Source organism: Deltaproteobacteria bacterium (assembly GCA_016208165.1).
GTDB lineage: Bacteria > Desulfobacterota > Desulfarculia > JACQYL01 > JACQYL01 > JACQYL01.
This window is the reverse complement of sequence record JACQYL010000019.1, coordinates 1-12,301: the sequence shown is the minus strand read 5'-3', so window position 1 is coordinate 12,301 and position 12,301 is coordinate 1. Positions and strand designations below refer to the sequence as shown.

The window sequence follows — 12,301 nt, the reverse complement described above, 5'->3', positions numbered from 1 at the left end:
AGTCGTACTCAAATCACAAAGGAGGGAGATGGATGAGGCGTTCTTGTTTCATGTTTTTGATGGTGATTTTCTTGGCATCCTTCGGTTTCGTATTCGGAGGGTGGGCGATGGCCGATGACACCATGGCGAAAGGGGAGTCGTGTCACTATTGCGGAATGATGAAATCCAAGTTCGGTCATACATGGATGGTCATTGAATACGATGGAGGCTCCAAAACGGAAGTCTGTTCGATTCACTGCGGCGCGATCGATCTGGCTTTGAATATCGACAAAGCTCCCGTTACCATCACGGTCGGGGATTACTCGACCAAAAATCCGATTAACGCCGAGAAGGCCTACTGGGTGTTAGGCGGAAGTAAGATGGGCGTCATGACTACCAGGGCCAAATGGGCGTTCGAGGAGAAATCGGCTGCCGACGGGTTCATTCAGGAGTTCAGCGGAACTCCGGCCACGTTTGACGAGGCCGTCAAAGCCGCGTTTGAAGACATGTACCAGGACACCCAGATGATCCGCAAGAAGCGTGCTATGATGAGGATGAAACAAGGTAAGTAGCGCATCCGCTCAACGGGTTGTTGGGGACCCGCCACCGGCGGGTTCCCCGTCAAACCCACACGTGGTGAGTTACGCGCGGCCGGTCTATCCGGCCCGACAACACTGCTTCGTACCGGCGTCGGCTTGAAACCTTTCGAAAGGGAAGCACGGGGGATCCGCCGGAGGCGAATTTCAAAATTCCGTCCCCATCGATGGCCAGGTGACAATAGTGCCCCCGACCGTTAAACGGATTGTGATCGTATTTCTTATGCTCGGAATGTGGCCCGTCGCCGTTCCGGACCCGGTACGGTCGCAGGATTTCAAATTCAAGTTCCCGAAGTGTCCGTTCCAGGACCTCTTTCAGACCCCGATTTACATTGAGTTCACGGACGGCAAGTCCATGGGCGCTCGCTCTCTCCATTGTCTGGCCATCTATCTGTCCATGCGATTTGATCGGCAGATCAAAGGAATTGCCGTGGGCGATTACTACACCAAAGAAATCATCGATGCGGAAACCGCCTATTGGGTGATTTCAGAAGACAAGAAAAATCCCACAACCGGACGAGACAAGAGCGCATTCGGCAGAGAAATCGAAGCTCGTTTGTACGCGGAACAGACCGGAGGACGAGTGGTCGCGTTTGACGAAGCGATCAAAGCGGCTTTTGAAGATATGAAAGATACCGTCCTCCAGAAGCTCAACAAGGAAGGGAGGCGTACCCCATGAAAGCACTCAGTGTTCGTTGCATGCTGTTCCTTGTGTGCCTGTGTCTTTCAGCGGCAGCTTCAGGTCAAAGTCCGACCGACCTCGCGCCGTCCAAGCCGTCCGCTAAAGACAAATGTCCCGTCTGCGGTATGTTTGTGGCCAAGTATCCGGACTGGACGGCTCAGATCGTCCACAAAGACGGTACGCGGGTGTACTTTGACGGAGCCAAGGACCTGTTCAAATATTATTTCAATATCAATAAATACGATTCCAAAAAGAGCCGGAGCGACGTCGCTTCGATCTGGGTAACCGAATACTACGATCTTCGGCTTATCGATGGTTTCAAGGCCTACTATGTGATGGGGAGCACGGTGTACGGACCCATGGGGCGGGAATTGATTCCTCAGAAAAGCAAGGAAGAGGCGGACGAATTCATGAAAGACCATGGGGGCAACCGCGTTCTGACGTTCGACAAAGTGACGCCGGAAATGGTCCGAAAATTAGATGAATGAACTCAGTCGAGTCCAATGAAGAAGTCGGACCTGTATGTAATCTTCATTCTTGGGTGCGGGCTGGTGCTCGCGTTTCTCGCCTTGGTTTACCCAAGGATCGTCGGGGACGCCCATCAAGAGAGGATTGCAAGAGAACGACGATTGGTGGGAGAACTTCAGATCACGGATCTGTGCCTGTTTACCGAAGCCAGGTATACGCGGCACCTGTCCCAGGCGGACACGCATGCCCCGTTTCAGGACCACCCCATGTCGCTCGAGCATTTCCCCTCGGGCTCCATCGTACAACCGCCGTTTCGCTTGATCCGGGCCTACACGGGAAGCGGTACGGAACCGGAAGCCCTCCCAGGCCCATCGTTGGGCACGGTTGCAGGACCCCCACCGAAGTGAACGGATGATCGGAAGCGATTTTCAATCGCATCCTGTGCAGCGGGACTTGGAGAGCGGCTTCCCCGGTGACGGTCAAGTCCACCGAACTATGAAAGAACAATGCAATGCGATGGCTTGAGAGGCAGAGAAACTTTTTGGAATTCACGCTGTCCTCACTCTTGAGGAGGAAGTGGAAGAACGCCTCCCTGGCGCTGGTGTACGCGCTGATCGTGTTTCTCCTGTCCTCGGTCGTGTTCCTGGCCAACGCACTCCGAAAGGAAGCGTTGTCACTGTTGAAAGACGCTCCGGAGATGATTGTTCAGCGGATGGTGGCCGGCAGGCACGATCTGATCCCTCTGGGCTACGCGGACGGTATAGGTGAGATTCGAGGGGTCCGTTCCGTGCACGGCAGGTTGTGGGGATACTACTATCATCCCGCGAATCGGGCGAACTACACCATCATGGTTCCCGAAGAATTCAGCTATGGAGACCAGGATATCGTTGTGGGAAACGGGGTGCTCCGGAGTTGGGAAACTCGCCGAGATCCGGGGCTCTACTTCAGGACCTTCAACGGGGAAACGATGGTCATGAACGTAAAGGAATCGTTTGACGCATCCAGCGAGTTGGTCACGAGCGATCTGGTCCTCATGTCGGAAAACGCGTTTCGGCGCCTGTTCGGGATGGGTGAAGGCTTGTTCACCGACCTGGCGGTAATCATTCGAAATCCGGCCGAGTATGAAGTAATCGCAGAGAAAATCGTCACTCTTTTTCCCGATACCCGCCCCATTCTCAGGGATGAGATCGAACGTACCTACGCCTCCTTGTTTGACTGGCGAAGCGGGTACGCCGTCATTCTCCTCATAGGCGCGGGCATGGCCTTCTTTATTTTTGCATGGGATAAGGCCACCGGGCTCAGCGACGAAGAGAAGAAGGAAATCGGCATCCTGAAGGCCCTGGGCTGGGATACGGGAGATGTGTTGGCCGTGAAGTTCTGGGAAGGCGTGGTCATTTCGCTCACCGCCTTTTTCATCGGCGTCATTGTGGCCTATATGCATGTGTTCCTTCTATCGGCTCCGCTTTTCTCTCATGCATTCAAGGGCTGGTCCGTTCTCTATCCCGAATTCACGCTCGCGCCTTCCATCGATGCGTATCAGCTTGCCATATTGTTCTGCCTGACGGTGCTCCCGTACACGGTGATTACCGTCATTCCCACGTGGCGGGTGTCGGTGACCGAACCCGATAGTGTGATGAAACAGATATAAATATGATCGAACTGCAGGAAGTCAGCAAGACATACAGCGCCGGGCGGCGGAACGAATTCAGAGCGCTTCGGGGAGTCACGCTGGCCCTGAACACGAATGAGATCACCGTCATTCGAGGTCCCAGCGGCTCGGGGAAGACCACGCTTCTGAGCATCATCGGCTGCATGACCCGGCCTACATCGGGCAGGGTCCATGTATCGGGAACGGAAGTGACCAGTCTGCCGGAGCGATTCCTGTCCGAGATCCGGAGAAAGACATTCGGCTTCATATTCCAGATGTTCAACCTGATCCGAGGCATATCCGTCGTTGAAAACGTAATGATCCCCGCCTATCCCATCGGCGCAAGACACGGGTTGATTAAGAAGAAGGCCGAAGGGCTCCTGGAACAGTTGAAAATAGCCTCAAAGGCGAATGAGCCGACGGAGCATCTTTCGGGGGGGGAAAAGCAGCGAGTGGCCATCGCCAGAGCGCTGATCAACGATCCCGAGGTCATCATTGCCGACGAACCGACGGCTCATCTGGATACCGCTCTTGGAGAAGAGTTTATGTCCATCATTTCAGGACTTTGCAGTAAGGGAAGAACCGTGCTCATGGCCAGTCACGATCCTCTGGTGTTTGGTTCGAGTATCGTTCACCGCGTGATCGATATCAGGGATGGAATGATAAGCCGGGAGCGTTGACCCATTGATCCTGAACCCCGCCATTATTGCGCTGATTGTAGGCTCCCTGCTCACTTCCTTCATTTCGCTGTATTCGTCCATGATCGGAGCTCGCATCCTGAAGCACTGGAATCTGAAAAGCGGAAGCGAACTCCAACTGGCCCTCGAGCACAAAACCTATCTGGTCTCGACCGTGCTGGCCTACGTGATGGGATTTCAGGTGGTTTTGTTGTTTCTGTTTGTCTATACCGCGGATCGTATTCATCCTCTGTTCATAGGCGCCATGTGCGCGGCGGGTTCTCTGAACGCCAACAGCTTCGGATATCTCGCGCTCGTGGTCAAAATTCTGAGCGTATTTCTGAGCGGCATCTGGTTAATACTGAACTACACGGACCATCGGGGCTACGACTATCCCCTCATCCGATTGAAGTATAAATTCCTGTTCTTTGTGACTGCCGCTCTGCTGGCCGACAGCGCTCTCGAGGTTTCCTATTTCCTGGACTTGGAGCCGGATGTCATCACCTCGTGCTGCGGGTCGTTATTCAGCGAAGACGCACCCACAATTACCGGTACTTTGACGAGTATGTATCCGCCGGCGGCCATGGCTTTTTTCTTTCTCACGGTGGTTGTGACCACGAGGACCGGGCTCCATTTCCTCATTACCGGGAACGGTTGGAAGCTTTTCTCCTATCTCAGCTCTCTCCTGTTCGTGGTGGGCATCGTTTCACTGATTTCTTTCATTTCTGTTTATTACTACGAGCTTCCGACTCATCACTGCCCGTTTTGTGTTCTTCAGAAAGAGTATGGATATATCGGCTACCCGCTTTATCTTTTCCTCTTGGGATCCGGGATAACGGGTACGGCCGTTCGGGTAATTGGCCGGCATCGGCAAACGCCTTCCCTCCAGGATAGTATTCCCGCGCTTCAGAGGCGGTTGTGTATTATCGCCATGGCGGGTTTCGTTCTATTTACCGGTATCTCCGTTTACCCAATGATTATGTCGGACTTCATACTCCTGTCATAATCGAAGGTCGGGGATGCTTTTTTGCGATCTCTGGGATGTTGGAATTGAATGGATGTGACCAGGATCAGGGCCTTCACGCATGTAGCATTCGAACCCTCGTTCGACGGAGGGTGATTCAGAACGCCTTGACGTGCGTTCGCCGATCTGCTTGAATTTTTTCATATATGCGGCCTTTTGAAATATCCGCCCGCGGGTAACTGGGACGAAACAAAAGGCGCTTCCGCCTAAGGAATCATTAGATTGGGACCATGTCCCGAACAATGGAGGCAGACAAACATGAAATATCCCATCCGGAACATCAGCCTCAAAAACCGAGGTCTGGTGATGGTTGGGGTCGTGATACTGGCGTTCGTATTGGGTTACGCGTTCAGGAATGTGACTTCCGGGGTTCAGGCGAAACAGGATAACCGGCCGCTTTCGGAGACCACAGCCGAAGAAACACCAGGAGTGAGGACGGTGTACGTATGCTCGATGAGCTGTTTGCCACCCGCGAATGAGCCCGGGAATTGCCCGGTGTGCGGTATGAAGTTGATCCCTATGCTGCTGGGGGACAAGGAGGAGCAGGATAAGGCGAAGCTGGTGTTGGGAGAGGAGGCTATTAGACGGGCTGAAGTGCGTATTCAGCCTGTCGAACGGAAGTTTGTTTCGGCGGAGGTCCGGATGTTCGGACAGATCGAATATGATCCCGCGCACATGAGCTACGTATCGGCTTTCATGCCCGGCGTCATAGATCGCGTTTACGTGAAACGGGCCGGGCAGACGGTGCGCTGGCACGACCGCCTTTTCGATCTCTACTCGTCGGATCTGTATTTTACCCAGCAGGAACTGGTGAGCGTCATGAAGACGATTCCCAGTTTTCTTGCGTTTCAGGCCAAGACGCCGTACACCGCCAGGAAAGCCCTGACTCAATCCAGAAGCACGGGAGAAGGCGCGAAGGCCGATTCCCCCGAATACAAGGAAGCCATGGATAAACTGGCCGCTATCCGGCACAAGCTACATATACTCGGATTGCCTAAAGCGGATATCGACGAGCTGATGAAACTGGGAGAGCCTACGGGGATCGCCGGCGTATACGCGACAAAAGCCGGGGTGGTCATCGAGCAGAACGCATATGAAGGCGCCTTTGTGAACACGGGGACTCCCATTTTTACCATCGGAGACCCCCGATATGTGTGGGCGAGACTGGACGCTTACGAATCGGATTTTCCGTGGCTGCACAGGGAGCAAAAGGTGGAATTCGAGACGGACGCGTATCCCGGTGTCACGTTTACAGGCAAGATCGTATTCATCGATCCGACCTTCGATCCGAATAAACGGACGTTCAAAATCGGCGCCCTGTATCCGGACGAGGAACGAAAATTGAGGCCGAATATGCTCGTGCGGGCCAAAGCATACGCGGAGTTGACGGCGGACGGCAAGGTCAGAACCGATTTCACGGGAGACGATGAGGCTCCCTTGGTGATTCCTGCTTCGGCGCCGTTGATCACCGGGGAAAGAGCCATTGTGTACGTGGCCGTGCCCGGAGAAAACATCACCTTCGAGGGACGCGAAGTGGTTCTGGGCTGCAAGGCGAAGGACTATTATCTGGTCCGCGAGGGGCTCGAAGAGGGAGAACTCGTGGTGGTCAACGGCAACTTCAAACTCGACAGCGCCATGCAGATCCTGGCCAAGCCGAGCATGATGAATTCCCATCGAGCCGACGCGGAATCCGACCCTCGTCCATGACCACCCCTCGTACGGCGAAGATCGGTCACGGGGGGAAACTTTTGAAAAAAGTTTCCCCCCGTTGGCCCTCTTTCAAAACCCTTTAGGTGGGCGCCACCCTTCGGGAGGCGCGCACACCGGGCAATAGCCCTGTGTGAGTGCTTTCCGAGCCGGCGTCCGGAACATGTGCTTTCGTCCAGGATCTTTCCGGCACGGGTGACTGTGGGTGAGACCTGCGCGAAAAGCTTTGAAAAGGGCCCCAGGGGGCGTATCCACCCGTAAGTTTGAGGGATCGATCACCAAATTTCGAGGCGCGCTGTCGTTTGTCCTGGATAGACCACATTACCCGGTTCTGCATTGAGCGAAAAACCGTGGTTTTCATGCTGGCGGCCTTCGTTGTCGTATGGGGCGTCATAGTGGCGCCTTTTGATTGGAACATCAAAGGCCTGGTTCGTGATCCCGTTCCCGTGGACGCCATCCCGGATATCGGCGAAAATCAGCAGATCGTGTTCACCAACTGGGAAGGTCGCTCTCCCAGGGACGTGAACGAGCAGATCACCTATCCTCTCTCCGTAACCCTCCTTGGAATCTCCGGCGTTAAGAGCATTCGAAGCTATTCCATGTTCGGTTTTTCCACCATCTACCTCATTTTTGAAGACGGCGTGGATTTCTACTGGGCGCGCACCCGCGTCCTCGAGAACCTCAGCAGTCTGCCCCCTTCCAGCCTGCCGGCAGGGGTTCGGCCTTCGCTGGGTCCGGACGCCACGACCCTGGGGCAGGTATTTTGGTACACTCTCGAGACTCAGGACTCCGAGGGAAACCCGACGGGAGGGTGGGACCTGCACGAGCTGAGAACCATTCAGGACTGGTATGTGCGGTATGCCTTGCTCGGTGTCGACGGTGTCAGCGAGGTGGCCTCCATAGGCGGGTTTGTCAGGGAATACCAGGTGGACGTGAATCCGGACCTGATGCGGGCCTTCAACGTGAAGCTGGAAGAGGTCGTGTCCGCGGTGCAACGCTCGAACGTGGACGTCGGAGCCAGGACCATCGAAGTCAATCGGGTGGAATACGTGATTCGAGGGCTGGGTTTTATCAAGAGCCTCGAGGATCTCAAGCGCGTTTTAGTCAAGACGAATCAAGGCATTCCCGTTTTTCTGGACAGCATTGCCAACGTGACCTATGGCCCCGCGTCCCGAAGGGGCGTGCTGGACAAGGGGGGAAGGGAGGCCGTGGGTGGCGTGGTGGTGGCCCGTTTCGGCGAAAACCCGCTCGCCGTCATCCAGGCGGTTAAAAGGAAAATACAAGAGGTATCCATCGGATTGCCGAAAAAGACCTTGCCCGACGGTACTGTGAGCCAGGTTCGGATCGTTCCGTTCTACGACCGGACAAAGCTGATCAACGAGACACTGGAGACCCTCCGAACCGCGCTGAACGGCGAAGTGCTGATGGTGATTGTGGTCGTACTCGTTCTTCTGGCTCATCTCTGGAGTTCGGTCCTCATTTCGAGCGTCCTTCCTCTGGCGGTTCTCATGTGTTTCATCGCTATGAAGATCTTTCGGGTGGACGCCAATATCGTGGCCTTGTCCGGGATCGCCATTGCCATAGGCACCATCGTGGACATGGGGGTGATTGTCTGCGAGAACATCGTTCGACACCTGCAGCAGGCGACTCGGGACGAAGACCGGGTGAAAGTGCTGTTTCAAGCCTGCAGGGAAGTGGGCGGCGCGGTGGTCACAGCCGTTTCCACCACCATCGTCGGTTTCCTTCCCGTGTTCGCCATGGAGGGGCCGGAAGGAAAGCTCTTCCAACCCCTCGCGTTCACCAAAACCTTTGCCCTGTTCGCCTCCGTCATCGTGGCCCTCACCCTCATTCCGCCCCTGGCCCGCGTTTTTTTCGCGCGAGAGCACAAGCCTCGGAATTACGGTTGGATCTGGTACGAGTCCCTCATTTATGTAGGAGCAGTGGTGGCCTTTCTCCTGAATTGGCAGGCGGGCGTGATCATCGCGCTGGTCGGCGTGTATCGCCTGATCCTGAGAAGGGTTTCCGAACGGTGGGAAAGGCGTTTGCGTTCCTGGGCGACCTTTGCGGCGGCCGGGTTCGTGCTGTTTCTGCTTGCCAAACACTGGCTTCCCCTCGGTCCGGCCGAGGGTTTGATTCGAAATATCGTTTTTGTAGGCGTGCTCATGGGGGGCATTCTGGTCCTGTTCCTGTTGTTTCAACGGCGCTACGAACGGATATTGACCTGGTGTCTGGATCATAAACGGGCCTTCCTGTCCATCCCTTTGATGGCGACTTTCCTCGGCGCTTTGGTGTGGCTAGGCTTTGATCCCATGCTGGGGTGGTTGCCGAACTCGTGGATTTCGTCCGCTCCCGTGTCGTACGTGGCTCGCAAGTTCCCGGGCCTGGGCAAAGAGTTCATGCCCTTCCTGGACGAAGGGTCCTACCTGTTCATGCCGACCACCATGCCCCACGCATCCATAGAGGAGGCATTGGATATCATACAGAAACAGGATCGAGCCATTCAGGCCATCCCGGAAGTGGAAGAAGTGGTGGGCAAGCTGGGCCGCGTCGACTCGGCTCTGGACCCGGCCCCGCTTTCCATGATCGAAACCGTGATAAACTATAAGTCCGAATATTTGTTGGACCAAAAAGATAAACCGATCCTTTATAAATACGATTCGGAAGGCACGGACTGGTTTCGAGATGAAAAAGGAACGCCGTTGCTCGCCCCGGACGGAAAGCGCTACCGGGTGCGGGGTCGCTATGTCCGCGACGAATCCAACCGACTGATCCCGGATTCCGGAGGGCGTCCGTTCCGGCTCTGGAGACTTCCCCTCGACCCGGCCGTCAACCCCGAGCGAGAGGCCTGGTCCGGCATTCGAAAGCCCGAGGACATCTGGGACCGCATCGTCGAGGCGGCGTACATTCCCGGTGCGACCTCGGCTCCCATCCTGCAGCCGATTTCAGCGAGAATCGTCATGCTGCAGAGCGGAATTCGCGCTTCCATGGGAATCAGGGTCAGCGGGTCCGATCTGGAAAGCATTCAGCAAGCCGCGCTCGCCATCGAGAGAAATCTCAGAAAAGTGTCTTCCATCAAGCCGGATACCGTTATCGCGGACCGGATCATCGGCAAGCCCTATGTCGAGATCGACATCCAACGGGAGATCATTGCCCAGTATTCCATCGATATCAAACGGGTTCAGGACACCATCGAGGCGGCCATTGGCGGCAAGCCTATCAGTACCACAGTGGAAGGTCGGGAACGTTACGACATCCGGGTGCGGTACCTGCGGGAGCTTCGGGACAGCATCGAGACCCTGGGAGACATCCTCGTTCCCGCTCCCGACGGCGTCCAGATCCCCTTGAGACAACTGGCCCGGATCAATTACGTCCAGGGCCCCCAGGTCATCAAAAGCGAGGATACGTTTCTGACCGGGTATGTGCTCTTCGACAAAGTGCCCGAGTACGCGGAAGTGGAAGCCGTCGAACAGGCAAGCCGATACCTCCGTCAAGCCATCGAGGACGGGGAACTGGAACTTCCCGAAGGGATCAGTTTCAGTTTTACGGGCAATTATCAGAACCAGGTGCGCTCCGAAAAGAAACTTCGACTGATTCTGCCCCTCGCCCTGTTCATCGTTTTCCTGATTCTGTATCTGCACTTCAATTCCGCGGTCACGAGCCTGCTCGTGTTCTCCGGCATCGTTGTAGCCTGGGCCGGCGGTTTCATCATGATCTGGCTGTACGGCCAGCCGTGGTTTCTGAATTTTCACGTCTTCGGAACGCACATGGGCGACCTGTTCCAGGTGCATCCCATGAATTTGAGCGTGGCCGTGTGGGTGGGCTTCCTGGCGCTTTTCGGCATCGCCTCCGACGACGGCGTGGTCATGGCCACGTACCTCAATACGACCTTCTCGGAACGGTCGACCGGATCTCGCGAGGAAATCCGTCGGGCCACCGTGACCGCCAGCCTGAGACGTATTCGGCCCTGCCTCATCACCACGGCGACCACCGTTATGGCGTTGCTCCCCGTGCTGTCCTCCACGGGCAAGGGGGCGGATATCATGGTGCCCATGGCCATTCCGTCCTTCGGCGGAATGCTGCTCGAAGTCATCACCATGCTGGTGGTGCCCGTGCTGTACTGCGCCGTCAAAGAGCGGAAATTGGAGAGGGACCAAGTGCCCGCCCGCTTGGTTGTCCAACAAAAAACTCCTTCTCCCTTTGAGGGAATGTCGGGATGAGGGTATCCACTCTTCTCCCTCTGTCGCAGACCCCGAGTTTGCCGTAGGCCGTGAGCCTGTCGAACCGGTCGAAGGGGGAAGAATGTCGGGATGAGGGCGTTTGCTCCACGCTGTCGCAGCTTTCGCAGCTTTCGCAGCGAGAAAGAGGCGTGAATTGTGATTAACGGTTCTCCGGCCGGAGGGGCGGGTTTCAAACCCGCCCTCAGCAGGTGTCGATCGACCTCATTAAGGAAAGGACTGCCACATGCCCATTGTCCGAATCGAAACACGAAAAGGCTGGACCCGGCAGGAAAAGGACCGATTGATCCAGGCCCTGCACGAATCCATGGTAGCGTGCCTCCAGATTCCGGAATACGACAAGCTCATCCGCCTGGTGGAATACGATCGCGAGGATTTCGTGACGCCGCCCGCCTGCACCGGGAACTACGTTCTCATCGAAATCTCCCTGTTCTCCGGAAGATCCCTCGACGCCAAACGGGCCCTGTACCAGACCGTGGTGGCCAAGCTCTCCCAAATGGGCGTTCCCGCCAACAACATCCGCGTCGTACTTCACGAGGTCCCGAGGGACGATTGGGGCATTCGTGGGGGCGTTCCGGCTTCGGAAGTTGAGCTGGGGTTCAAGGTGGATGTGTAGTGACCCCGAAAATCACAAAGGGGTCACGCCGTTGGACGTAACCCCTGGATATGCATGGAGGCGGCAACCGGACTCGAACCGGTGAATAACGGTTTTGCAGACCGCTGCCTTAGCCACTTGGCTATGCCGCCTTGGATCTTTATGGTAAAGAAATTTAATATCACACGTTTGAGTGCTCTGCAACATGAAAATGGGGGTGGACTGGTGAAAAGGTTGGGGCATGGGGTGTGCGGCGTGATGCGCATTACATCGTCGTAAAGGAGAACGCCCTCGTCCCACCTCTCCCATAGGGAGAATGGGTTTAAGCGGGGGTGGAGGTGAATGAGATTACCTTGGCTTTGTCAACACGCACACGCTGGGTTACGCTCGTGTTACTCGCTAACGCAACCTATGCGCCGGCGCGGATTTCCCGACTTCCCTCCACGCGATGCCGTAGGGGCGAATAATTATTCGCCCCGCCCCACGAATCATTTCAGTGGGTTTCCCCCGGAAACAGCCTGACAGACACCCCGGATCTTCAAGAAGATGAGATCAGCCTTAATATGAGGTATAAAGGGATTCCACCGGTACCAGGACATTCCTCATTGAAGGGCCGCCTCCCGCAGTGTGGCGGCTGATGAAAGGGTTTGGGAAGGGGTGCGGGGAGACCTTTTTCAAAAGGTTTCCCCG

Annotated in this window: 9 protein-coding genes, 1 tRNA gene and 1 pseudogene; 10 read left to right on the top strand and 1 reads right to left on the bottom strand. The window is 55.8% G+C overall.

From position 1 onward, the window contains the following. Positions 1-32 precede the first annotated feature (32 nt). From HY788_03460 to HY788_03415, 10 genes and pseudogenes are all read left to right on the top strand, one after another. Positions 33-551, top strand: coding sequence for a nitrous oxide reductase accessory protein NosL (locus tag HY788_03460; protein ID MBI4773232.1), 519 nt, complete (start codon positions 33-35; stop codon positions 549-551). 208 nt (positions 552-759) lie between these two features. Next, on the top strand, positions 760-1,254 hold the full coding sequence (locus HY788_03455; GenBank protein MBI4773231.1) for a nitrous oxide reductase accessory protein NosL: 495 nt from the start codon (positions 760-762) through the stop codon (positions 1,252-1,254). A gap of 20 nt (positions 1,255-1,274) precedes the next feature. Next, complete coding sequence (locus tag HY788_03450; GenBank protein ID MBI4773230.1) at positions 1,275-1,745, top strand: nitrous oxide reductase accessory protein NosL; 471 nt, start codon at positions 1,275-1,277, stop codon at positions 1,743-1,745. Between the two features lie 15 nt (positions 1,746-1,760). Continuing rightward, a pseudogene (locus HY788_03445) lies at positions 1,761-2,036 on the top strand (hypothetical protein). Positions 2,037-2,236: 200 nt separating this feature from the next. Continuing rightward, positions 2,237-3,373, top strand: coding sequence for an ABC transporter permease (locus HY788_03440; protein MBI4773229.1), 1,137 nt, complete (start codon positions 2,237-2,239; stop codon positions 3,371-3,373). Positions 3,374-3,375: 2 nt separating this feature from the next. Then, a complete protein-coding gene (locus tag HY788_03435) occupies positions 3,376-4,053 on the top strand; it encodes an ABC transporter ATP-binding protein (GenBank protein ID MBI4773228.1) in 678 nt (225 codons plus the stop codon). A gap of 4 nt (positions 4,054-4,057) precedes the next feature. Continuing rightward, a complete protein-coding gene (locus tag HY788_03430) occupies positions 4,058-5,056 on the top strand; it encodes a hypothetical protein (GenBank protein MBI4773227.1) in 999 nt (332 codons plus the stop codon). Positions 5,057-5,332: 276 nt separating this feature from the next. Continuing rightward, on the top strand, positions 5,333-6,781 hold the full coding sequence (locus HY788_03425; GenBank protein ID MBI4773226.1) for an efflux RND transporter periplasmic adaptor subunit: 1,449 nt from the start codon (positions 5,333-5,335) through the stop codon (positions 6,779-6,781). 359 nt (positions 6,782-7,140) lie between these two features. Beyond that, the gene (locus HY788_03420) at positions 7,141-10,998 is read left to right on the top strand and encodes an efflux RND transporter permease subunit (GenBank protein MBI4773225.1); all 3,858 of its coding nucleotides are present in this window, start codon (positions 7,141-7,143) and stop codon (positions 10,996-10,998) included. A gap of 244 nt (positions 10,999-11,242) precedes the next feature. Continuing rightward, positions 11,243-11,632: a tautomerase family protein gene (locus HY788_03415; protein MBI4773224.1), complete on the top strand. Its 390-nt coding sequence runs from the start codon at positions 11,243-11,245 to the stop codon at positions 11,630-11,632. A gap of 55 nt (positions 11,633-11,687) precedes the next feature. On the opposite strand, the gene HY788_03410 is transcribed toward HY788_03415, so the two are convergent. After that, a tRNA-Cys gene (locus HY788_03410) sits at positions 11,688-11,763 on the bottom strand. Positions 11,764-12,301 lie beyond the last annotated feature (538 nt).